This is a genomic window from Mesorhizobium sp. SP-1A (assembly GCF_032460275.1).
Lineage (GTDB): Bacteria > Pseudomonadota > Alphaproteobacteria > Rhizobiales > Rhizobiaceae > Mesorhizobium.
Genome location: NZ_JAVXZD010000002.1, coordinates 277,671 through 299,918, shown reverse-complemented (window position 1 = coordinate 299,918; position 22,248 = coordinate 277,671). Strand labels below are relative to the sequence as shown.

Below are 22,248 nucleotides of genomic sequence, written 5' to 3'. Positions count from 1 at the left end.
GGAATTTATAAAGTATGCCTGACAAAACAACGGGGCATCGCGAGGAGCAATTGAGAATGGCCGAGCAAACCAACGTAGTCCCCCTAAAGAGGCAAATCGAGCTGTTAGTAAAATACATTGATCGAGACCCAGTATTGCCTCGGCAAATCGCAAGGCATCTTGATCCTCTTAGAGATGCCCTTAGGAATGGCGATGGTAACGAATATTTATTGGAGCAAGCGCTTAATGCCGCGATGAAACGCTGGAACGACAAACGCGACTATTTCCAAGTGAATTCTTTCGAAGGGCTATCATACTACAAAAATGGAGTGCGGATAAACAAGGAGCAGGATCTTCTGCTGATCGACCTCCATGAAATGGCATCGACTCTCGGCAACGCACTGGAGTGGCATGCCCTGGAATACACCAGACGAAACACTAGGCCGCACTATTCTCACGAGGCCGTTCCTCGGATCACAGCGCTCCATGGAAGCGCCGACGATGAAATTGCCCGAAGGAATGTCCGCTCAGTGCCAACTTTCCGCCGAGATGAAATTACCCCCTTCAACGTTCAGCTACAGTCTCTGATCGAAATCTATGGGGACAGTCCGAGATTCATCCTCTATGGAAATGCTACTCGTATGTTGCTCGAAGGCCTAGAAAATGGCGATGAAACAATCGGTACTGACCAAGCGGAAGAAATCTTGCGAGGGGCAATCAATTCGGCCTTTGCTCTGACGGACCCCACTGAAATTTATCACCATATTACCCGCAAATTTGGGAGGTCTGGCTTCACCTATCGCATCGACATGGTGAACATGTGGGACGACTACGAAGGACGGCCAGGCGGCGGGTTCGGCACCCTTTTAGAGACTGCCATTAAGAAGCCTGAAGGCCTGCATTGGCAGGCTCTTGAATGGTTCAAACGCAATGACTTTCCGAGTTACAGGAGCGCAATGTCTGGCCTCCCTCGCGAAGAATTCATGAATGCCGCGCCCGACGTTACAAATTATCGTTATGATCCGGAAACAGCTAGCCAAATGAGATCTCGATATCTCTAATCACGAAATTAACCTCAGAAAGTGGGAAAATGATACTGACCGCAGAACAGAACGAACTCGTTAAGGACGCCCTTTGGGGTCACCGTTATACCATGGAGCAGTTCGAGAAGGGCGAAAATCCCCTTGATGATGAATTTGGCTCGCACGTTTTTCACGACCAGTATGACACCCAAGGTTCATTTGCGTCGTTGTCTTTTTTCAATCTCATGGACCCTCTGACCGCTCTGCACGAGAAGGCGAAAGCTGAAGGACATGTCGTGATTGGAGGGACGACGCTCAAGGTGACAACAGCCCTCGAACGCAAAAGCATCTATCAGAAGAAGAGTGAATCCCTCTTCTCGCTCGATATCTATCCAGATGTCGGCCTCGATGATGTTCCAGCCTATCGCATTACATACGAGATCGAGGCCCTAAAACCTGGTGTGAGCGATTACTCAGCCAAACTCTATCGCATCGACCCGAACAATCCAGATGACGACTTGCCAGAGAGAGTAGGAAACGGTTCTTTTATCGAGCACAGCAAGGAAGGCAAAGAAGTTCGCTATTCATTTCGCTCGCCTGGTCGCTATATCGTATTTTCGGAATTCGCTGTCGTTATGAATCTGCTACGACCTGCTCTGGAAGGTTATGAGCGTCGAACAGATGATATGAGCTTTGGCATGATAAGCAATTCGGGAGCACTTGATGTTCTGAACGCAGATGGCGGACTGCCTGGGCCTCTGACGCTTTATACTTTGAACCTCGCTCGAACCGAGCTTTCAGAAAAGGTGCTACCTTGGCTGGCCGATAAATCGGACAAGGTATACGCAGCTCTCAAGGAACGGGGCATGATCTGGGGTGAAAAGATGATGCTCTACAACGATCTTGATGATCACGTTTTCGTCGTTCCGACATCAAATCCAAGCCAGCAGGCTCACTTGCACGAAAACACGTCACTAATTTCGGACTATTCCGCACATATAATCCTGACTCGCAAGAACGAAGCTGGACAGAATACCGATATCAAGATCTATCCAATTGACCGTTACAAGGACTTCCTACCAAAAATCATGGAAGCAATTAACAACGACACCTTTGATCGGCAACCAATGATCCATTTTGATCTTACGACGAATTCGTTCATTCATTTCTCGGACGAATGTCCTGATCTGCTGGACATGGCGGCTTTCAGCAGCACTTGTGACCTCAAGCAGATTAATGAAGGCAAGATCGACAAGCTGGAAAACCAATCCACCGATTTTGATCGTTACCATGAGGAACCAGAAGACGAGATGAATGACGATCTCGAAGAGGACGATACGCCTGCGATAAAGATGTGACCCTGTCTCTCACAGGTCTGCCCAAAAGAAAAGCCAGCGGATTCACCACTAGCTTTCCTTTTGTCTATCAGCAACTCGTGAATTACGCTGCTTTTTTGCCAAATAGCGCTGACATCTTTTTCGCGCGTTCGATTTCCGCAAGGATTTCCTTCTTCGTGAAGCGATCCACCATGCGGTAGTGATAGGCATCGTAGTAGGGCAGGTGAATGAGGATCAACGAGCGAGCTTCGCCAACCATGTACTGCGCGTACCCGTCACCCACCGGGAAGGAAACGACTTCGCCAGTGTTCTTGCCTGTGTAGCCCTGTCCGATCAGCCAGGCTTTCAACTCGTCCTTGTGCTTCTGAACGCGAGCTTCCTCAACCTTTAGGTCGAAATTCCGGTAATCAGGCTCAGCAAACTTGACTTCTTCGGGGCAGCCATAAACCTTCATGTGTCTCTCCTTGTTTGTTGGCGATCTATTAGCAAATTCATTTTTGAAATGCAATAAATAATCTATTCATTTTTCAATAAATATTGTGTATACGATTTTGGCAAATGAGAGAGGCCCCAAAATGTTCAATCGAGACCAAATTATTTCTGCTGACGATCAGATGTCGAAATTGCTGGATTTCTTCAGGGATAACGAAACTCTGAATCGCATGGATTGCATCACCGCAATCTATGGATTGAAGAATCAATCCCGCCATGGTCCAAAGTTCACAGAAATTGCCATCAGAGAAGCATTGAATTTCGCTCTCCAGTTGATCACCACCGACAGGAGCTGCCACCACATCTACATCGATGAGCAGCAACGGATCAGCGTTGGCTTCAAGGATCGTTCGACAGACCAAGATCGCATCAACAGCGACGCTTTCGATACGCTCTTAAATCGTGCCCTCGCAGAGCCGGATGGCTTTCATTGGCACGTCATCGAATGGTTCAAGCGCAACGATTATGCAGGCTTCCGCAGCGCTCTGTCCGGCTGTCCTCGTGAAGAATTCGAGAACCTCGTGGCATAGTCGATTGCGCCATTCACCCATAGGATGACGGCGGGTGTTAATGCGAAGGAACAGATAATGAAAATTACAGAAGACCATAACAAGCTCGTTGCGGAGGCTCTAAGAGAACACAAAAAACTCATGAGCAGATTTGCGAAAGACGAAGACATTCTTGCCGACAGATACGGGGTAGAGGAGGTCTTTCGTCCGCAATATGAAACCGTTGGGTCTTTTACCGCGCTTTCCTTCTTCAACCTTCTCGGCCCGCTGAGTGACCTGACGAAGAAGGCAGAGTTGGAAGGCCAGGTAGTGGTCGGCGACACCATCCTCAAGGTCTCCGAAAGGCCTGAAAGGAAGAACATCTACAACAGTGGTGAGCGAGAGCTATTTTCTCTGGATATTTATCCAGCGGATGGCCATGAATCCGTGCCCGCATATCAAATTACGTACATGATCGAAGGCCCCAGTGATAACATCACTGAATACAACGCGCATATTTACAGGATCGATCCCGAAAAACCGAATGACGAATATCCAGAACGGATCGCATTCGGCGCACTGTTCGAGGACAGAAAAAAGGGGAAAGAAAACATTCGCATGTCCTATCGTCCCGATGGCCGCTTTGATTGTTTCAGCGAATTCGTTTCGGTCATGGACATGTTGCGTCCTGCTCTTGATGGCTATCAGCTCCGCTCCGACGCAGAAATCGGCTGGCGGCACACGAATTCCGGCGTTCCCTTGGTCCTCAAGGAAGATGGCGGACTGGCTGGGCCGCTGGCAGTTCATACGATTGAAATCGCACGAAATGAGCTGCTTTCGAAGCTGTTGCCTTGGCTCGCAGAGAAGGCGGACAGAGTCCACTCAGCGCTCAACGAACGCGGCATGGTTTGGAATGAGAAGATGCTGACCTATAACAACTGGAACCAGCAGGTCTTTACGGTTCCGACATCCAATCCGCTTCAGCAGGCGCATTATCACGAAAACATTTCCCTTGTGACTGACTTCTCGGCTCACATCATCCTCACAGACAAGGATGAAACAGGGAAAACCATCGGTGTCGAGGTTTACCCGATCCATCGCTACAAGGACTTCCTGCCTGATGTCATTGAGGCTATCCGGAATGGCACATTTGATCGAGAACCATCGATCAAGTTTGACGTCGGCACGAACACTCTCGTCAGGTTCTCTGACGCATGTCCCGACCTCCTGCATATGGCGATGCTCTACAGCTACGACGATATCGGCATGATCGACGATCAAAGAATTGATGACCCTCAATTCCATGACGATGATTTCAGCAGATACTTTGAACGTGACGAAGAAGAAGATTGGGACGAAGACCTAGAAGAGGAAAACGCACCAACTGCACCTTCGATGTGAACGCAAAAAAGCCCCGCAGAATGGTCGAGCGGGGCTTTTTTGCGTTCAATTTCGCTGGTCGTCAGCGCTTAGGCTTCCTTTCCACGCGGACCTTGATCCGCTTCAGCTTTCGATCAGCCTGTGCGACCGAGTAGAGGCCGTAGAACCCGATGCCGACAACGACGGTTGCTATGACTGCATGCGCTAGATTCATTGTCACCTCAAGCTGGTTATGCGGCGATCAGAGCCAGGCCGATTTCGGTCGGTTCGAACATTCGCTTCGTTGCTTCATAATCAGACGGCTGCATAGCGCCTTCCGGCAGAAGGCCCTGAGGAATGAAACAGTCGTTGGAGTCATTCCGCAAAACGAGGCCCTGTTGCTCGTTGCGTGTGGCAACATAGCCTTCGAAATGCTCATTATCTCTAATCCACTTCAGCGCCTCCGCAGCGGTCTGGGGATAGAAGCTCTTCATTTTGACCATTTCGCTCTCCTGTGGATTAAAGCCCGATTGCGTACTGGATGATTTTTGCTCGTTCTCTACGGATTTGCTGGAGGCCTTGCGGAATTTTCCAGCTTTCGACGCCGTCCAGAATGACTGCTTTCGGATATTTTGCCTTTAATTCCTTGATCGCGTCAATTGGATTGGGAATGCGAGCATAGAGTGCGTCATGAGTGTTCCACTCGATCTCAGGACCGTCCCACAGTTCGCTGACAACAACGGATTGTCGTTTTCCATCCAGCTCGTAATTGACATCGAATACCAGGCTTTCACCAAACACATCCCATGCCTTCGGGAAGCGGGGCAGGGCGTTGATCTCTTCGAAGGCCTCGGTGCCGCGCTTCGGTCGTGAAAAGCCATGGCGTCCTTCACGTTTCGTCCAGCCTTCAGGAGACTTTTCGTCAAAGAAGAGGCCATTCCCGCCAGGAGCGATGGCATAAGCGCCATATTTCTCGCGGAACTCATTCCATTTATCGAGAGCAATTTGAGAAGTGCGCCGGAATTCAACGGCCTTGGACAGGAAGGGTTCGCCTTCAATGATGACGTCCATTGTATGGTTTAGATGCATATCTGCCTCCATATTACGCCTCCATGATAACTGCTTAATTCCTTTTTCAAAGGGATATTCGCAGGGTGTCGGCCATTAAATGTATTGAAAATAAATGCAGATCATTTAAAATATTCGCAATCAACAAAAGGAGAGAAATTTGTCCGAGGTAAAAGTCACCTGCGTTTGCTGCAAGACCGAATATCCAGCCCTCTGGGACGATAGGCCCGAAGCTAACCAGGCTATGCACTGCGCGGCTGAGATTAGAGGCGATCAGCTCACGGGATATTACGGGAGCACCGTTGTTGATATGGAACTCCATATTTTCAAAGGCGGTCGACCAGACCACCTTCCGGAAGGAACGGTTTGCGACTCATGCATCGTGAAATTCCAGGAAGACGGACTTCTCGAATTCAAACAAGACGGGGTTTGGTAAGTCCAGACCAGATGAAAGGTTGTCGACATGAAGGACCGTAGCGCTCTATATCAAGAAATATTCGCGGCAATCTTCAATCCTACAGCGCTCCAAGGCGAACAGGGCGAGCGGACGCTTACCCAATGGCAAGCGGATTCCGTTTTAACCGCTCTCCAGAAGTTCTACCCGCACATCGAGCAGGTCTACGCTGGTCATCTGGACAAGCTTCACACCGAACCCGAGAACTACAAGGTGGCTGAGGATCTCCGCCGCCTTTCTGATCTGATCAGTTGCCAAGCAAACCTGGATGCAATCGATCAGACACAGCTTGCGAACACACTCGAAGAGATCGGGCACCAGGCCGCGAGAGAGCTTGCGCATCGTGACGCCCTTCTCGACACCGCGATCCGCGTCCAGGGTGCGGTCATTCAGCTTCTGAACTCCAATGACGTGTTCATCGGCACCCATTGGCTAAACGATATCAAGACCGAAAGCCGCCTTGGTCAACCAGCTCTCTTCGCTCACGTCTGGTCGTTCGGCGCTGATACCGAGGAGATTCCGGCTGAGAAGCTTCTGTTCGTTGCCGATCTGCTGAGACGCTTTGGCCCTCACGCCATTCAGGCTTGGGTTTGCCACGTTCGTGGCTGGGCGAAGCCAATCAAGGGAGATCTCAGCATCGAGGGGATCGCCGCTTTGAAATACCTCAACAGTCTCGCGCCAGAGGCTCAGTCTTTCAGTCATGGCAGCGACGGTGAAAATGATATCGTCGAGGAGCCAGAGGCTGCGGCAAACGATCCTCAGGACTGAAAAAAGCCCCAGATCGATGATTTGATCGCTCTTTCCGTTTGTTGAGATTCACATACGAAATTCGCTGGCTCGGATGCTCTCAATCCATTCTTCGAGCTGCGGTGTCACAATTGGAGCGCTGATGGTGTCGAGGCCGAAGTTCACCGCAGGGAACGACACCCATTCTCGGCTTGCCAATCCCTTGGCATTGAGTCCGTAGGCCACGTGCCCATAGTTGCCAAAGGCTTCCACCTGAGCGAAATCGTTGATGATCACCCCGTCATAACCTTTGTCGGCCGCCTTCTCGAAAAGGTCGTAGCGACGATGATCAGGATCGCTCAAGTCACCTTCTGAGGCCCTGCGGAGGTCGAGCAGATTCAGGCCATCTGACAAGGTCATGTAGACCTCACCAGGAATCTTCCACGACGCTGGCTTGAAGACTTCCTTGCCGCCCTCAAAGCGCGTCTTTAGCCAAACGGAGCCATTGCCGTTGAATTCGTAGCCCAGCTCATTCTCGATGTAGTCGACGATCTCTCCGTTGGTCGGCCAGCCCTTCGGAAAACCCCACGACATCAGGTCGCCACGGCTATCTCGCTGAATGTCAGTCACTTCGCTGCCAGTCATCTGCTTGGAGACCAGATAGAGCGAGTTGCCATCGGTCGGACGAGGACGGCTATCGAATTCGTAAGAGTATGGCTTAGAACAGGCCATGGAGCCGCCAGATGCCGGAATATACTCCTGAGCGATGACGGGATTGTCTGCCGTCCAGAGAAGGCCGTCATGGGTTCTGGAATGCAGTGACCCGATGATTGGCTCGCAAGTCCCATGGAACAGCACGCCTTCAATCGGTCTTCCGCTCTCGATGGCGAATGACACTCGCTCCAGGATTTCACGTTCAAGATCGGTCATCAGGTTTCTACACTCCATGCCGCCAGCCATAGGGCAGGGCGGTTGTCAGCTCCATATCCTGTCACCATCTCAGCTGGCGCTGCATTCTTCAATTGTTTTAGGGCGATAATGATCAATTGGGGCCAGTTATCAGAATAAAAATAGGTGCAATATCTCAATAAATAATGTAAGAACTCAGTTCGATTTATGGAGATGGCATGCGTCTATTTTTCAAAGGAAACAATTGCTGGTTTGATAAGGGCGTCTTCGCAGACAACATGCCCGAGGACGAACTCAAGGCAGTCCTGAGGGACGAGATTCTGAAGCACAGCAGCTACATTCGGGATACAGTAGCCATTCAGGGCAATGAGCATAGTCTCCTCTTCCCAGAGGATTTTGCCACCGAACCTGAAAATCTGGTCCGTGCCTACAGATACACCGAAGCAGTAGTCCGCGCAAAGACAGAGAGCTGGCGAACGATCAATTCCTATGACAAAGTCCAATATTCGCTCGCGGCAGATGGATGTTGCAGACATTGCGGCGGCACGGGAAGAGACCCAAGCACGATCTTGTCCTGTTGCGCATATTGCGACGGAACCAAGGTTCAGATTCGCAAGGCGATCCCGGAAAATTTTATGCAGAAACCCCTAGACGAACACACCTTTGCGAAAAAGGAATACGAAAAATGGCTTAAGCGCCATCTGAAACTTCGCGAAGCCTTAGCTGAGTGCCGTCAGATCGAATAGGCGTGATCATTGCCAAAAATTCGAATACCCTTGATTAAGCGCCTCAGGAGATCGCATCGTGCATTATTCATTCAGAGCAAATACCGAAAACCTAAAGCCAGGCAAAACCGTCGTTTTCAGCAGCTACAACAGCCGTGAACTCGTCTTCGGCAAGGTCATCACTAATGATAACAAAAATGGTTTTACGGTCGATCTGTCGGATGGTCGCAAGCTAAAGTTCCATACAGAAAACTGGAGCAACACATGGAAGGACCAGGACGGGAAATCTGGCTACTATATCAAATGGACCAACCTCATTCCAAATTTGCCTGATAACGAAGTTTTCGGCTATTTAAAGGCAATCGACTCCGCGAAAGAACGACCAATTTTCATTCATGTCGATAGCGTTGAAGACGGCAAAATCACGGGCCGCTTCATTACTCGTACCCCTGACCCTAAGGAGACTGAGACCGATGACGAGCTGCTCGACGTAGCCGATGCCGATGAAGATTACGTCCGACTCGACTGTGTCGATCAGGACGGTGTTCGAACAATCGATCTTCCAGCTGTCATCAACACTTACTCGAAACGTTTCCCTGAGGGCACCCGTCCCGTCAGTGCAATTTTCTGCAATCAGGATATCGAGCCTGGCGATCTGATCATCGCTGACGACATCAACATGTACTATGTCGGCGATGAATTGATTACCGTGATCAACAGCACGAACAGTGTCTCAATCAATCACGGCATCAATGTCGTGAAAAAGAATGCATCGCTCGATGATATTCGTGCGTTCCTGCTTCTCAACGTTCGCCTGGAGGACGTCCCTGAAAATTCGGAACCCGATGTGGGAATGTCCCTTACAAGCCGCGAAAAGGCTATGTTCATGCCCATCGACGAGATCGAGAACAAACTATGGCAAGCCCGCCTGCGCCTGCAGCCGGATGAAGCTATCGTCCTGTGGCTGAATGATGACGTTCGCGAAGGCGACACCAACCCGTTCATTCTCGGTTTCACGGGTCATCTGTTTAATGTGGTTGATGACTTCAGTGACTACATTGAGGGGCATGGCGTTAGCGAAGGCCTGTGGCTGATGAAAAATCCCCGTTTCAACGGAGGATACGACTACGAAGGCAACTACGACTGCGACCTCGACTGCGAATACGTTGCTGCAACTCCTGATGATTTCCAGCGCCTCGGCATCGCCATGGAGAGCGTCGTTGAAGACATCATCGACAGCCTGGACGGCCGAGAACTCGATGAAGGCGTGACAGACGTCGCTGCTCATTTCATGGAAAAGGCGCGAATTGCTCATGAAGAGGAGTTGGAGCGGCAAAATTCCATGAAGCCGTAAGTGGCAGAATGTCGCGGAGAAACTGGGAAATCAAAGATTGCCTCAAAATTAGCTCGATTTTCCTGTAAAAACGAAATTACTCCAAACGAGATAATTGGAAAAAGAGATAATTAGGCCATTCGGGGTAATTGACTTAGGTGTTAGGTCGGGACATCATGACCATATTGCTGGTGTGTTCCAGCTTAGGGTTTCGACCTTCGGGTCGGAAGCAATGGCAAATCGACATTAAGTTGGATTGCCCTAGAGGGCGGGAGTTTTCCCCCACCCCCATGACGGCTCCCGTCCTCTAGAACTTTCTGATTAGCATCCTCCCAAAAGATGCAAAACCCGCCAGAGGCTTTCGCTTTTGACGGGTTATTTTTTTGGCCCTGAGTTTCTGTCAGTGATTGCCAAGCAGTTTGTTCACGCGATCCAGCCAGAACTGACCTTTTTCGTAGAGCTTTTCAGCTTTCTCGTGATCTCCGCGCTCGGCTGCTTCATTGGCATCAGCGAGATAGCGGCCGCCACGCGCATCTGCGTCGGCAATCCTTTCTGAGAGCGACTTCTTCGGCTTAGCCATTCGACTTCGCTCCCAGATCGACATGTGCGAATTCGATGTTCAAGATCCGCATGTTCGGCAGAAGAGTAGCGAGTTCGGCCATGACCTTTGCCAAGACTTCTGCGTCGCTACCTGGCATCTCCACGCTCAGATTGAACCTGCCACCATCCTTGTCGGTCGTGGAGCCGCTTAGCAAGGTGTAGTCCCAGAACGTGGTCTTCAGGATGACCGCTTCAACATCGTCGTAGTGGGCTTGCCAGTCCTTGCCATTGGATGGCACCTGGAACAACAGATCGAACTCTGCTTCTTCTGGGAGAGCGATTGGCTGGATCGTCAGTGGCCGCAGCTCAATGGTCTTCATGTACCAATCCACATTGTGGTGATCGAGAATCTGGGCAAGCTTACCCTTGTCTTCGAAATCCGCCTTGCTGATTGGCGTCGCATTCTCGCGTGAGGAATGGAACCGTGCATTGCCGGGGATCAGCTCCAGAAACTTGCCGCTTCCGGTTTCGTACAGAACGCCTTTATCTTCCATGAGTTTCTCCTTGTTCTTAAGCGGCCAATGCCGACGCAGGTAGCGTCACGACTTCGGCCTTGTCCAATCCGATCACCTTGATGCCGCAAGGCAGTGTGGCCTCGTAGCTCTCGTGATGGTGACCATGAATAATTGTCTTCGCGCCCATCATCTGGGCGACGAGGTCGATCTCCGCAAAGCCGTAGCGATGACATGACGGAGCTTCATGCGAGACCAGAACGTCCGCACGCATGTTTGCAAGCTTGTCGACGTCTTCCGGATAGATCGTAGAACGCTGTCCGAGCGGCATGCCATCGCGCCAGGTGGCACGACGATGAATGCGCAGGAACTCTTCGCGGCTCGTGAACTTCTGTTCACCCTTGCCGTCCCTCGGATGCCAAACCTTCGAGCGGAACACTCCGGCAAGGCCAGCAACGCGAACGCCATGGATGTTCTCGACGCGCACATTCAGATTGCGCTGCTTGCCGAGTTCGCTTTCAAACAGATGGTCGTGCCATTCTTCGCGATCAGTGTCGTGATTGCCGTGGATATACCAGCTCTCAACGCCAGCATTCGTCAGCGGCTTCACTTCTTCATCGAACGAACGCGACAAGTCCATGTCGCCGAGAAAGACGACAGCATTCGGGCGCGCAGCAGCAATGGCCTTCAGCGGGCGATAATCGCCGTGAGGGTCGCCGTAAAAGGCAATATTTGCTTCTGCTTGATTGCGCGGAGACATGACACGAGTTCCTTTCGTGCTCTAACTAGCAATTACCTATCGAAAACACAAGCAAAATAATGTATATTTGCGGACAAATACGATATTTATTGACTGCCAGAATGTGTGGGAATACGATTAATCCATCAAAGGGGAGCGGGCAAAGCTCGGCTGCGAGCATTGTTCTCGACAGGGGCCGCTCCTCATTGAAATTATCCAACAGAACAAATAATGCATGATTTGCGGATATTTTGATATTGAAATTCATTCAAATATTCTATATTCACACCGCAACAAGGGGTGAAAAATGCAAACTTACGATCCAAATCATGAGATTTTCAGCGCCGTGATGACTTTCGTCCGCGCAACGCGTTACGACGACCGACTGCAGGCAGGAACGCTCATGCAGCGCGAACGCAAGAAGATCATCAAGCAGATCGCTGACGACGTGGCAAAGCTTCACGATGTCGATGCCGATGAGCTGATCAAGGTCACGGCTCGTCAGATGTCCGGCAGGCTGAACTAATCCAGCCGATCTCAATCGTTCAGAGGACAGGGTTTCATAGCGATCCGTCCTCTTTGCCTACATAGGCGAGCTGGCCGCTCTGAAGGCCAATCAATGGAGTTTACGATGTCGAAATCCGACAAGCTCAAGGCCGCTGCAAGCGCCTTCTTTACCGCCTTCCAGAACGAGCCGCGCATGGATGCGGAAGCTACGACGTCGACCGATGATCGTATTGCCATCCTTGACGAGCTGGCAGACAAGGTCGCTACCGAGCATGGCGTTGACCGCAACAAGCTGCTCGACGCGATTTCCAAGCCGATTTTTGCCCTGCAGAACATGATCGACAGCGTGTCGAAGTCTGAACCTCTGTGCAAAGACGCTATCCTGAAGCTCGGCCGCCCGTTGCCCGACAAGGGCTATGCGCTTGAATTCAGGACGCTCAAGAAGTCCGATGTCACGGTCGATCTTTCAGAGCGGTTCAGCGTCCTTGCGACGATCAAGCTACCGCGTGAGGCCAGCCCGTTCCACCAGAGCGGCGTAACCCCCGATGGACGACCGAGCGATTACCACATGTTCGAGTTCTGGAACTTTGAAAAGCACGCCGCTTCGGTCTACGAGGCGGCTACAGAGATTGCCAATGAACTCGGACTGAAACTCGTAGTCAGCGATGAAGTCGAGGCCATGCTGTAATACCGACCTCCGTCCTTCAACAAAAAAAGCCTCAGTTTCGTAGAGAGACTGGGCCCTTTTAAATTATGTGCGCTTGCGGAAATAGCCGTACACGCACCTGGTCCCGCCACGAGACGGGTCTTCAGTGTCGTGAACTACGCCGTCGATGACAGCGACCAGGTGCTTTGAGACCTTTGCGATCAGACGTCCAGACGGAAGCTCCTTGGCGTTCAGTCGCATCTGACAGCCGCTTCCAACCTTCATTGTCGGAACCCACTCCCAGCCAATCGCCTCCAGGAATTGCTGATAGTCGTCACGGTACATGCCTGTGCGGGCTGATGTCTTTTTTGGCGTGCGCTTTGTGATCTTCGCATTCTTGGCGAGATCGTTCATCGCATCATAGACCTCCTTGTAAGGAAGCTCAGTCGCAATGGCGATTGCCCGTGTCACGCAGTCTCTTGTGTCGCCTTTGAATCCAGCGGCACTACGACCGCCGTCATTGTGTTGAAAGCTGCCCTTCGATATCGAACCAGGTTGCAACATTCTCATCCAAAATCGTTGTCGATATTTGCACTATCACTGACCTGAAAATTGGTCAACCGAACCACTTCGCCCGTATGAACTCCTGACTTGCAACCTCCCATGCGATCCTGAGATCGAACTGGAGGGCATTATGTCGAAGGAACATGTCAAAGAATATTTATACGAGAAATGGCACGGTCATTACGAAGATGGTATGCCTCCCATGCCATTCAGGAATGTCGTGGGCTATCCGGTTTTGGAAAAGGACGGCGTCACCCTCTATACGGCCCCGAACAATATTTCCGAGCGTGTTCTTTCATATGGAATCGGAGAATTCGAATTCGAGAAAGAATTTGGCGTCACTTATTTCTTCCTGAATGAACAAGGCGAGGCAGTCGATAATTTCGAGGGCGACAAACGCTTTTGCTCTCCGATGATTGTCACACTCGATCAATTCGCAGATCATCATGGGAGCCACTTCGATGAGCTGGAACTCAAACCTCAGCAGAACGTCTGCTTCTATCTCTGAAGGAATGCAAAATGGATGCGCATGAACTGGAAGCCACTCTGCTGAAATTGTCCCACGATACCGAGGCCACCAAGATCGAGTGCGGCTTTAAAGGGCATCTGATCCTGTCAGCAAACGGGACCAAGGTATTTGCCACTCCGAAGACAATCCTGCGCGCAGCTCCCAACTCCGGGCGTCCTTCAACGCATTCCGGACTGGCGTTTGTCGTCACCCATGAGGACAATTCTCCGCTGACGGATTACCAGGGCGTTGCCGATTTAACAGCGACCCCAAGGCCCATCGGTGTCAAGGAACTCACTTACGTCGAATTTGTCGACAAGTTCGGCTCGCTCTTTGCCTACAATGAAGTGGATTTTGACGAAATCGACGATCCATTCGCTTCAATGCTGGCGCGGCTCCCTTAATCTGGCCGTGAATTATTTTTGCCTTTTTGAATTTTCATCATTGACAGTTTCGAAGCCAATAATTAGCTTATGGATAGAGCGTGAGGCCCATGGATGTGCTTCCTTCTAATTTCTTTTGGATGAAAACTTAGCTGTTCGCTTTGCTTCGCGCTTTTTCCTCTGATCTCCTTTGTTTTGTGTAAAAAGGGCGCTGATTTCGGTCAGCGTCTTTTTTATTTTGCGCATAATTCCAATTATCGTTGACAGATAATCCGTGAATATGTAATCAGACAGTCTGAGCGGGAGACCCATGGAAGGGCTTCCTTCTATCATTTGTGCTGATCCAGCTATCCGCTACGTCTTCCGCTCACCTACCAGGGGATTTTCAGATGAACGATTTACTGATCAAGCTTTTCGAGTGCCTGCATGTGAATGTGGATGCGGAGCCTGTCAGCAAGTCCAGAGGCCATGTCCTCAATGCTGAAGTGGCCGCATTCGGCTATACGCTCGCGCCGGAGCTGATCAAGGCCGTATCGTCTCTCTCGGAAGATGCCTTTATTGGCCTTCGCGGTTTCACCCTCAATTCTCTTGGCGAAATTTCTGGCGCAAATGTGCGTTACCAGGCGCTCTTTAAGGGCTTCCCATATTCAACGCCGGATCAGTTTGAATACATGCATAAGCGCGTTATGCAGCATGTTCAGAACACGTTTTTCGGTCGTCAAAACAGCAATCATTTGATGCTGTCGTGCGGTCACGTTATCGACCCTTCGATTTTCCCGAATGTGGAAGAAGAATTCGGCGCTTGCCCTGTCTGCCAGTTCCAGGTCGACGAACTGCAGGACGACGCGCTCCCGAAGCATGATTTCAACTCGATCACGCCTCTGAAGGTCCTGCACCTTGCTGACGACGCCTTCATCACCAAGGCAGCAACACAGCTGGTGGCACGCAATTCCTCACTATCGGCTGATGAGCGCCGTTTTGTTCTGGAAGTGGTCAAGACACGCGACATCGCGATCCCGAATGAGATCTATCGCGAGAACTTGCCTCTGGCCTATCTCGTTGCCAAGGGCGACGTCGAGAAGGTGCGCCACCTGTTCAAGGGCGCAACCGACGTTCTTCGTATCGCGACTTTCCTTTCGGACAACGAAGCCGATCTTTCCCTGTCGGGAAACACGCGCCTGTCGATCAAGCGCGGTGACGCGAAGCGACTGCTCGATATCCTGAATGGCATGCCGAATGCGGCCGAAGACATGTTGCGCCACCGTGAGAAGTGGAAGCGACTGCTTCATGCGGTTCATGCGGGATCGGAAGCCAATCGCAAGCGCTATCCAAACGCGGCCAAGTCGGCTGATATCGTTCGCAGCAATGGCGAGGGCTTTACGACGTTCAATGCGAAGTCAGAACAGCTGACGCGCTCGAAGGCGATCACGGGCGAGCAGGGGCTGGCAAGCCTCCTGACGGCACGGCCAGGCGACTTTGTCCGGAAGCTGGACTTCATGCTGCTCAACGCTGGTGAAGACGGGCAGGGCGAAGTGCTGGCCAACCTGACGAAGGTCGTCAGCAATCTCTCGACCGACGTCCTCTTCACCATGTGCAAGTACCTGCCCACCCGCGTTGTACGCGGCGAGAAGCGTACCTTCATTCCGAAGGGGGTCACGACGAAGGCCAAGGTGGTAGAAGACAAGCGTCAGGCGCTCAACAAGGCATCGGTTGAGATTGCTCTGGCCGATATGAGGCACGAGCTGCACAATCGGTTCTCATCGATGAAAAATCTCGGCAAGGTCTATATCGACCCGATTCTGTTCAAGCAGCTCGTGCCGTTCAATCGCCGCGCTGACTCCTCGACATCTGTATCGGTCGTCAAGGGAAGCCGTTACCCGCTGGGCGACGCTCCGGTCATTCGCCTGTTCACGTGGTGGAAGGGCAACGTGGACGTCGATCTGTCTGCAGTTCTCTACGACGCCAATTTCGACGTCGTGGACTCGATCTACTACGGGGATTTGTCAAACCACGATCTTCAGATTCAGCATTCCGGTGACATTCAGAACGCACCGAACGGCGCGGCCGAGTTCGTCGACTTCGTACCCAATCGCTTGCGAGAAATGGGCGTGCGCTATGTGCTGTCACACCTGATCTCGTTCCGTCGCGAAGGCTTCAACACGTTCCCATGCTTTGCAGGGTTCATGGAGCGCGACAGCCTGCGTAGCGGTCGCAAGTTCGAGCCAGAGTCAGTCCAGTTGAAGTTCGACGTCAACACGCCTGCGTCCGAGATTTCTGCGCACATCTTCGACCTCGAAACCAACGAAGTCGTCTTTGCCGACCTGACTGGCGGAACCAGAATCCATAATAATGTCCGCAAGTCGCAGCAGTCTCTTCAGGAGAAGGTTGAGGCGATCCTGAGCCTTCCAGCGACGAAAACGACCCTCGGTGATGTGTTGCTGGTGCATGCGACGGCTCGCGGCACCATCGTGGATAATCGCTTCGAAGCCGACACGATCTTCGATCTGGAGACCGTGAAGGGCGTTGATGTGATGTCGGCCGAACAGATGGGAGAGTTCGGACATGAATGACCCGATCACGCAGGCGAACATCGACAGCCGCGAAATCTTCGACAAGATCGGCGACCAGCTCTCTGCAGCTGTCGTCGACGCGATTGAAACTGCTATCCCCGGCAAGCTGGCTGAAGTCCGGCTTGAAGCGGCTATCGAGCGACTGGATCATCTGGCCGCCAAAGAGGCTGGCTGGAAGGGACCGGACAGCGTTCCGATGCCGAACACAGTCAGGGATGCCACCGATACCTTCCTGAGAGCAAACTTCAGCAGCGGCTGGATGCCATCATTGTTCATCGGCCTCGATGCCGATGGCGATGTGACGATCTTCGCCAAGAGCGAGCGGATTTCGCTGGACTTGAGCATCGGCACCGACCAGCTCTATTCCTTCTGCGCTGACTTGGCAGATGGACAGGTCGCGAGCGGAGAAGACATTCCAGTGACCCAGCCATTACCAGACGCAGTCATGGGCGCTCTACGATAACGACCGGGAGGCGATCTGATGCCAAAGAAAATCTATGTTGAGTGGTTGAACGGGAACAAGGCGGAAGCCCTGTTCGACAAAAGGCGCGCTCGTGAAATAGCCAAGGCACGAGAGATAGATCCTGATCGCCCCGAAAGCGACATCGTCAGCCCACGCGATCAAGACTCCTGGTGGGATTGGGTGGAAATGGACGAATGCATGGAAAACCGAGCATTTCCGTCCCTCGCATTGGCCAAGGGTTGGGCGAAACGTAATTACAAGCTCGACTACTTCGAGAAGCCCCGTATCAATCAGAATGAGTGGGCGGACAATCAGGCAGAGTGGGAATCTGAAACGACGCTTACCCTCGAATACGAAGGCAATGGCGAATGGCTGAATATCCACACTGGAGAGACGGAACGGGAAGGCAAGCCATCTAAAAAGTAACCCGCCGGGGTGCGCAGTGCGGAGCCAAAGCTCTGCCCGAGGCGTGGCGGGGCTTGTTGTGACAATGATGGGCACATTCCCTATTTATTTCAAGCCAAAGAGCTTCTAATTATCCCACCAGTTTCGCAGAATTATTAAAACAGGGGCGGAGATCATTTCGCTGCCCTTTTTCACTCTTCAAAACCCCGACGCCAGGAGGCCAGCCAACAGGGCATTCGGCTTTCCTTTTTTCGTATCACCGACAGCTTCAATCTTACGACGGCCAGCGATCCATTCCGCGACCGCCCGCGATCTGGAACGACCGAATTCGCAGATTGTAACGAAGTCCCATCCTTCTGGAACGGCATCGACGAATTCCCTGATCCGCCTCGCATCGTCAGCCAATGGAGGTCGCCATGGCCAACCGCCATTGTCACCCATAAAAGTCCGGTGCAGCCGTACGCATAAATCTGGCTTCCCACCGAACATTCGTGCGACAGCACCTTCCTTGAAGTCGAGTTCCGTGCGATCCCAGAAACTGAGTACGAGCTGCCGCTCGCATCGGATATCATACGGGATCATTCCAGGATTCAGAATTTGAACAAGCGCTGTCTTCTCGCCGAAATCTTCGGCAAGAATCGCTCCCCATGACATGAATCTCGACGTGGCGGGTTTTTCCATATCCGAATTTTCGACCACCAATCGCATCGGCACAACGACAAAAATTCTGCTTTGTTGTTCCCTTGTCCCGCCTCTAGAATGGTCATCACTGGACCAGTGAACGCGAGCGATGGCAAAGATTACACCTGAATATACCTTTACAGACGGCACCGCGATGTATCGTCGTTTCGTACATGAAGGCCCGCGCTCGAACCGCAATCTGTTTGAGCGGATCAAGTACCTCAACGTCACTGAGATGCAGAGAGAACAGCACTTCGTCTGCCACACACCCGAAGGGAAGGTGATCGGCGACCTCGCTCTCCAGCAGTCCCCTTGGGAGCAGAACACTATCTGGCTGAAACATATTGCTGTCGACAAGGCTTATCAGAACCAAGGCATCGCCACAGAGCTTCTCAAACGCGGGTTTGAACACGTCGAAGCCCAGGGCAAGATTTTGGAGTTCAGCTCGTTCTCAGACGAAGGCAAGAAATATCTGAAGCCTTTGATCCAACGCCTGAGAGCCGATTTCCCCAGTTTGGAAATGAAGCTGTCCGATCCGCTGGATGACGACATGTTCGCCATCCACCCTCAGCCGTGAGCGTCTGCGATGAAGCCGTATCTGCTCGTAGATTTTGAGGCCGAGACCGACACAAACGGACGGATGTTTCCCGTTGAGATCGGCATGTGCCCGCCAGGCAAGGCTCCGAAGTCAGCTCTGATCCGGCCGACTGCAGGTTGGGAGATCGACCGCACAAAGATCTTCAACCACGCTCTCTGGGAGCAGGCGAGGGAGCAAGGTCTGGACGCGGCCTCGCTGGCGAGACAGGTTCATGCGCTGACGGAGAAATACACGCTGGTCAGCGACGCTGTCTTCATTGACGGCCCTTTGCTGGACCGTCTGATGTCGATCTCCTATCACGGCTACAAGTCACAGGCGGTCGAGTTCTTCCCACTACTGCAGTGTCTCGCAGACGAGAGAGGCATCACTCGGGATCAGGTGAACAAGTGGATTGCCGAGATCGATGAAAAGCGCGGTACCGCACACAGGGCAGGGGAAGATGCCCGCGTGCGTGCCGAATTGATAGCGCGAGTTCTGAATTAAAGGGGAGGCGGCCGCAAAACGCGGCCTTTCCTTACATGCTGTAAGACCGTTCTAGGACTTCTTCTTCGAATTCCGGCTCCGCTTTGATGGTCTCACCAATAACGTTCTTGAAGTCATTAAGGCGAATAATGGCTGGGCCAACATTATTTTCAATTGCCCCGGTCTCAATGTTTTCGAATACGATCACATCATCATATACGCTATAAGTGTGTGTATTCCTGTCGAACAAATTGCCTAGACTCCGCTGCATCTGATCAGTCCCCAGTGCTTCAAGGAGAGAAAGCTCCTTCCTGCCGCCAAGCATAGCCGCATGCAAATATGTACCGAACTGAGAGGCCTTTTCCTGATCTGACATAGCATCCGTAAAGGCATGCCCTAGCACAGGCGACAATTCAGTCACGCCTGGGTTATAATGCTTGACCTGTCTCTTCAAAAGAAAATGGATTGATTCAAAAACAAACTTTCCGAACTGATCCGGCTCTACTTTCTCGCCAGCTTCATTCTCCTTCACAACCGTAATAACGGGTGTAATGGAGCCACGTTCCTTACCAATAGACTGATGCGGCACCGCATAATTCTGGCTTCGAGACCTGCCTACAGCTCTCTCATCTGCCTTGGAAACGTTCACTCGGCACTGAGTTTTGTCATCCGAGAGATCGTACCCAAGCATCGACCGATGCCGAATGCCATTGTCGTCTTTCTTATTTGAAATATGCTCGACTTGCTCATTAAAGGGCACGATTTCGATATCCCCTATGAGTTCCGGAGCTAATCGATGAGCGTTTTCTCTCACGTATTCGATTATGTTATATTTTTCCATAATCTCAGGAAGATTCAGATAAAGATCGTCTCCATATCGCTTGGGAACATGTTGATTACTTGTCGGTTGTGACAGCTTTTGCGATTCCAAATATCTCACCGTTTCGAACCGCAGCATATGCAACGGACTGTCTGCAGGCTCATTATCAATCATATCGTTTGAAATCATGAAATAGCTGACTTTTTTATTTTTACCTTTTTCGACAACTCGTTCAACGGCATGCCTGCTTGATTTGAAGCTTGCCATCTGTCCCAAGGTGGTGCTGTATTCCTGCCACATTTCTTTATTCAGGTCCGAGACGATAACAACAGGCTCTTTCTTTCCGTAGCCACACATACGGCCAAAAACACCTTGTAGAAAGGCGTTCGCGTCACTCGATTTATGAGTGAGATCCATCGATATACAGCAGCCAGTCGGGAACGCATCCCCCATTCGGCCTTTGCCGACTGCCACGACGATATACGGCCTAGGATCATCTTTCGTATGACGCCAAACCAGTTCCTTGATATCCTCACTGTTGTCATAAAATCTAATTACATTGTAAGGGGAATCAGGGCTATTCAAACCCATCTCGTCCAGTATCACATCAGTCTGGTATCTGTTATTACTCAAACGTAATAGTGCTCCTATATGGTCATCAGGATAGGCTTCTTCCTTTTCGTCGACCAAAGCATCTAAAAGCGTCCGGACAAGTTCCGCTCCATGCCGAAGGTTTTCAGACATTGATCTGAAAGATTTATTCCCGTCCTTTGCGACCTTTATCGATTGATACTTTGAGTTAATAGGATTTTCTCTGTTGCCCAGAAGGTATGACAGTTCTGTAAAATCTTTCTGCTCCAGCAGATGCCCAATATCGCTAAAGGAATACACATTCGGAGCTTTATTGGATATCGACGGATCAATTGCCTGGCCGTCGAAAAAATTTGGGCCTATATAATTCTCGTTCAGCCTCTGCCGCACTTTGAACAAGCTGTCGATTCTGGCGGAATCAAATGGAGTTGCAGACAGCCCGACCATAAAATTAGGAGTGTAGGGCGAGAAGAAGTCATCATCGATCTCGTCGATAATTTTCGAAAGCAGGCATTTTACGTTTTTACCGTCTCGCGAAAATCTATCGCTTGCACCGAACTGAGGCTCGTCGACTATCAACATAACGCCATGACCATTCTTCTTTGCCTTGTCACAAAGTGACCTGATCTTCGTGTTAATGTCCTTGTTCTGCCTCTTTACCGTCATTCCCTCGACAAGAGCGGAAACCACGTCCTTGCCTTTGCCAGGATACATATCTCTGACAAGTGCGTACGAGTAATCTTCCAGAGTTATTTCTTCTATATCGGAAGCCTCGGCCAAATCGACGTCGTATTCTCCATAATAGTCAATGAGGCTGTTTTTTCGGCCGTCTGATATAATCGAAATATCGCCATACAGCCTGAAAAAAGCACGCATGGCATCCTGGGTCTGCTGAAGATGGCTGTTCTGATTTGTCGTCAGGAACATAGGGACATAGCTAATTTTAGACTTAAGATAGTGGATAGGAGCCGCAAAAAGGCTTGTGAATGCGGTTCCAGTCTTGCCCGATTGAAGCGCCCCGATTACAAGGCCAGACATTCCTGGATTTTCAATCGTGTTATGTATCACCTCTACAGCCGTAAGTACCTGCTCCTTGTGGACCATGTGGTATTGCATTGCATCATTTAATTCCTCTATTTCTCTGCCTCTTTTTGCTTCAATACTCTTATTGACATCAGAACCGTCTAGTTGAATACCGAGGCCTTTTTTAACAGATGCCTCATTAAACCATGTGCAAAAATCCGTTATATGCTTCTGTATGGCGGCTTTATTGTGATTTCTTGGTGTAATTTTCATGGGTGTTCTGACTCCGTTTTTTTTACAATACGCAGGCTTAGTGCAAGGAACTAAGCAGTCGAAAAACGCAT

28 protein-coding genes are annotated in these 22,248 nt (G+C 51.0%); 16 read left to right on the top strand and 12 right to left on the bottom strand.

Annotated features, from left to right (window positions below):
- Window positions 1-56 precede the first annotated feature (56 nt).
- Both QU595_RS10125 and QU595_RS10120 read left to right on the top strand, forming a co-directional pair.
- Complete coding sequence (locus tag QU595_RS10125) at window positions 57-1,040, top strand: hypothetical protein (RefSeq protein ID WP_315921462.1); 984 nt, start codon at window positions 57-59, stop codon at window positions 1,038-1,040.
- A 29-nt stretch (window positions 1,041-1,069) separates the two neighbouring features.
- Window positions 1,070-2,359, top strand: a complete 1,290-nt coding sequence (locus QU595_RS10120; RefSeq protein WP_315921460.1) for a hypothetical protein — start codon at window positions 1,070-1,072, stop codon at window positions 2,357-2,359.
- A gap of 82 nt (window positions 2,360-2,441) precedes the next feature.
- On the opposite strand, the gene QU595_RS10115 is transcribed toward QU595_RS10120, so the two are convergent.
- Window positions 2,442-2,792, bottom strand: a complete 351-nt coding sequence (locus QU595_RS10115) for a hypothetical protein (protein ID WP_315921458.1) — start codon at window positions 2,790-2,792, stop codon at window positions 2,442-2,444.
- A 121-nt stretch (window positions 2,793-2,913) separates the two neighbouring features.
- On the opposite strand from QU595_RS10115, the gene QU595_RS10110 reads away from it, so the two are divergent.
- Together QU595_RS10110 and QU595_RS10105 are read left to right on the top strand one after the other, a co-directional pair.
- Window positions 2,914-3,360, top strand: a complete 447-nt coding sequence (locus tag QU595_RS10110) for a hypothetical protein (protein WP_315921456.1) — start codon at window positions 2,914-2,916, stop codon at window positions 3,358-3,360.
- A gap of 57 nt (window positions 3,361-3,417) precedes the next feature.
- Window positions 3,418-4,719 (top strand): hypothetical protein, encoded by a 1,302-nt coding sequence (locus QU595_RS10105; RefSeq protein WP_315921454.1) that lies wholly within the window; start codon window positions 3,418-3,420, stop codon window positions 4,717-4,719.
- 61 nt (window positions 4,720-4,780) lie between these two features.
- Here QU595_RS10105 and QU595_RS10100 read toward each other — a convergent pair whose 3' ends face one another.
- Genes QU595_RS10100 through QU595_RS10085 form a run of 4 tightly spaced genes read right to left on the bottom strand, consistent with a single transcriptional unit; the run spans window position 4,781 to window position 6,094 of the window.
- Complete coding sequence (locus QU595_RS10100) at window positions 4,781-4,912, bottom strand: hypothetical protein (protein WP_315921452.1); 132 nt, start codon at window positions 4,910-4,912, stop codon at window positions 4,781-4,783.
- A 16-nt stretch (window positions 4,913-4,928) separates the two neighbouring features.
- Window positions 4,929-5,180 (bottom strand): hypothetical protein, encoded by a 252-nt coding sequence (locus QU595_RS10095; RefSeq protein WP_315921450.1) that lies wholly within the window; start codon window positions 5,178-5,180, stop codon window positions 4,929-4,931.
- Between the two features lie 16 nt (window positions 5,181-5,196).
- Window positions 5,197-5,778 (bottom strand): hypothetical protein, encoded by a 582-nt coding sequence (locus tag QU595_RS10090; protein WP_315921448.1) that lies wholly within the window; start codon window positions 5,776-5,778, stop codon window positions 5,197-5,199.
- Between the two features lie 34 nt (window positions 5,779-5,812).
- Window positions 5,813-6,094, bottom strand: coding sequence for a hypothetical protein (locus QU595_RS10085; RefSeq protein WP_315921446.1), 282 nt, complete (start codon window positions 6,092-6,094; stop codon window positions 5,813-5,815).
- Between the two features lie 114 nt (window positions 6,095-6,208).
- Here QU595_RS10085 and QU595_RS10080 point away from each other — a divergent pair, with 114 nt between their 5' ends.
- Window positions 6,209-6,967 carry a hypothetical protein gene (locus QU595_RS10080; RefSeq protein WP_315921445.1) on the top strand — a complete coding sequence of 253 codons (759 nt, stop codon included), beginning with the start codon at window positions 6,209-6,211 and terminating at the stop codon, window positions 6,965-6,967.
- A gap of 48 nt (window positions 6,968-7,015) precedes the next feature.
- Here QU595_RS10080 and QU595_RS10075 read toward each other — a convergent pair whose 3' ends face one another.
- On the bottom strand, window positions 7,016-7,855 hold the full coding sequence (locus QU595_RS10075) for a hypothetical protein (RefSeq protein ID WP_315921443.1): 840 nt from the start codon (window positions 7,853-7,855) through the stop codon (window positions 7,016-7,018).
- Between the two features lie 197 nt (window positions 7,856-8,052).
- On the opposite strand from QU595_RS10075, the gene QU595_RS10070 reads away from it, so the two are divergent.
- Window positions 8,053-8,580, top strand: a complete 528-nt coding sequence (locus QU595_RS10070) for a hypothetical protein (RefSeq protein ID WP_315921441.1) — start codon at window positions 8,053-8,055, stop codon at window positions 8,578-8,580.
- 58 nt (window positions 8,581-8,638) lie between these two features.
- Entirely contained in the window at window positions 8,639-9,913 is a 1,275-nt protein-coding gene (locus tag QU595_RS10065) for a hypothetical protein (RefSeq protein ID WP_315921439.1), read from the top strand.
- A gap of 379 nt (window positions 9,914-10,292) precedes the next feature.
- Here the strand turns inward: QU595_RS10065 and QU595_RS10060 are convergent, their stop codons facing one another.
- From QU595_RS10060 to QU595_RS10050, 3 genes are read right to left on the bottom strand one after another with little or no spacing between them, the layout of a single operon-like run.
- Window positions 10,293-10,472, bottom strand: coding sequence for a hypothetical protein (locus QU595_RS10060; RefSeq protein ID WP_315921437.1), 180 nt, complete (start codon window positions 10,470-10,472; stop codon window positions 10,293-10,295).
- Window positions 10,465-10,986 carry a hypothetical protein gene (locus tag QU595_RS10055; RefSeq protein WP_315921435.1) on the bottom strand — a complete coding sequence of 174 codons (522 nt, stop codon included), beginning with the start codon at window positions 10,984-10,986 and terminating at the stop codon, window positions 10,465-10,467. Before QU595_RS10055 ends, QU595_RS10060 begins: the two co-directional genes overlap by 8 nt.
- Window positions 10,987-11,002: 16 nt before the next feature.
- Window positions 11,003-11,704 (bottom strand): metallophosphoesterase, encoded by a 702-nt coding sequence (locus tag QU595_RS10050; RefSeq protein ID WP_315921433.1) that lies wholly within the window; start codon window positions 11,702-11,704, stop codon window positions 11,003-11,005.
- A gap of 286 nt (window positions 11,705-11,990) precedes the next feature.
- Here QU595_RS10050 and QU595_RS10045 point away from each other — a divergent pair, with 286 nt between their 5' ends.
- Both QU595_RS10045 and QU595_RS10040 read left to right on the top strand, forming a co-directional pair.
- Window positions 11,991-12,209: a hypothetical protein gene (locus tag QU595_RS10045; RefSeq protein ID WP_315921431.1), complete on the top strand. Its 219-nt coding sequence runs from the start codon at window positions 11,991-11,993 to the stop codon at window positions 12,207-12,209.
- A gap of 105 nt (window positions 12,210-12,314) precedes the next feature.
- Window positions 12,315-12,878, top strand: a complete 564-nt coding sequence (locus QU595_RS10040; protein ID WP_315921429.1) for a hypothetical protein — start codon at window positions 12,315-12,317, stop codon at window positions 12,876-12,878.
- 63 nt (window positions 12,879-12,941) lie between these two features.
- Here the strand turns inward: QU595_RS10040 and QU595_RS10035 are convergent, their stop codons facing one another.
- Entirely contained in the window at window positions 12,942-13,250 is a 309-nt protein-coding gene (locus QU595_RS10035) for a hypothetical protein (protein ID WP_315921427.1), read from the bottom strand.
- A 280-nt stretch (window positions 13,251-13,530) separates the two neighbouring features.
- On the opposite strand from QU595_RS10035, the gene QU595_RS10030 reads away from it, so the two are divergent.
- From QU595_RS10030 to QU595_RS10010, 5 genes are all read left to right on the top strand, one after another.
- Window positions 13,531-13,908 (top strand): hypothetical protein, encoded by a 378-nt coding sequence (locus QU595_RS10030; RefSeq protein ID WP_315921425.1) that lies wholly within the window; start codon window positions 13,531-13,533, stop codon window positions 13,906-13,908.
- 11 nt (window positions 13,909-13,919) lie between these two features.
- Window positions 13,920-14,312 carry a hypothetical protein gene (locus tag QU595_RS10025; RefSeq protein WP_315921423.1) on the top strand — a complete coding sequence of 131 codons (393 nt, stop codon included), beginning with the start codon at window positions 13,920-13,922 and terminating at the stop codon, window positions 14,310-14,312.
- Window positions 14,313-14,680: 368 nt separating this feature from the next.
- Window positions 14,681-16,861 (top strand): hypothetical protein, encoded by a 2,181-nt coding sequence (locus QU595_RS10020; RefSeq protein ID WP_315921422.1) that lies wholly within the window; start codon window positions 14,681-14,683, stop codon window positions 16,859-16,861.
- Window positions 16,854-17,324: a hypothetical protein gene (locus QU595_RS10015; protein ID WP_315921420.1), complete on the top strand. Its 471-nt coding sequence runs from the start codon at window positions 16,854-16,856 to the stop codon at window positions 17,322-17,324. The genes QU595_RS10020 and QU595_RS10015 overlap by 8 nt, the downstream gene beginning before the upstream one ends.
- A gap of 18 nt (window positions 17,325-17,342) precedes the next feature.
- On the top strand, window positions 17,343-17,750 hold the full coding sequence (locus tag QU595_RS10010) for a hypothetical protein (protein WP_315921418.1): 408 nt from the start codon (window positions 17,343-17,345) through the stop codon (window positions 17,748-17,750).
- A gap of 177 nt (window positions 17,751-17,927) precedes the next feature.
- Here QU595_RS10010 and QU595_RS10005 read toward each other — a convergent pair whose 3' ends face one another.
- On the bottom strand, window positions 17,928-18,410 hold the full coding sequence (locus tag QU595_RS10005) for a hypothetical protein (protein WP_315921416.1): 483 nt from the start codon (window positions 18,408-18,410) through the stop codon (window positions 17,928-17,930).
- A 109-nt stretch (window positions 18,411-18,519) separates the two neighbouring features.
- On the opposite strand from QU595_RS10005, the gene QU595_RS10000 reads away from it, so the two are divergent.
- Both QU595_RS10000 and QU595_RS09995 read left to right on the top strand, forming a co-directional pair.
- The gene (locus tag QU595_RS10000) at window positions 18,520-18,987 is read left to right on the top strand and encodes a GNAT family N-acetyltransferase (RefSeq protein ID WP_315921414.1); all 468 of its coding nucleotides are present in this window, start codon (window positions 18,520-18,522) and stop codon (window positions 18,985-18,987) included.
- Window positions 18,988-18,996: 9 nt separating this feature from the next.
- Window positions 18,997-19,491 carry a hypothetical protein gene (locus QU595_RS09995; protein WP_315921412.1) on the top strand — a complete coding sequence of 165 codons (495 nt, stop codon included), beginning with the start codon at window positions 18,997-18,999 and terminating at the stop codon, window positions 19,489-19,491.
- Between the two features lie 31 nt (window positions 19,492-19,522).
- Here the strand turns inward: QU595_RS09995 and QU595_RS09990 are convergent, their stop codons facing one another.
- Entirely contained in the window at window positions 19,523-22,177 is a 2,655-nt protein-coding gene (locus tag QU595_RS09990; protein ID WP_315921410.1) for a hypothetical protein, read from the bottom strand.
- Between the last annotated feature and the right edge of the window lie 71 nt (window positions 22,178-22,248).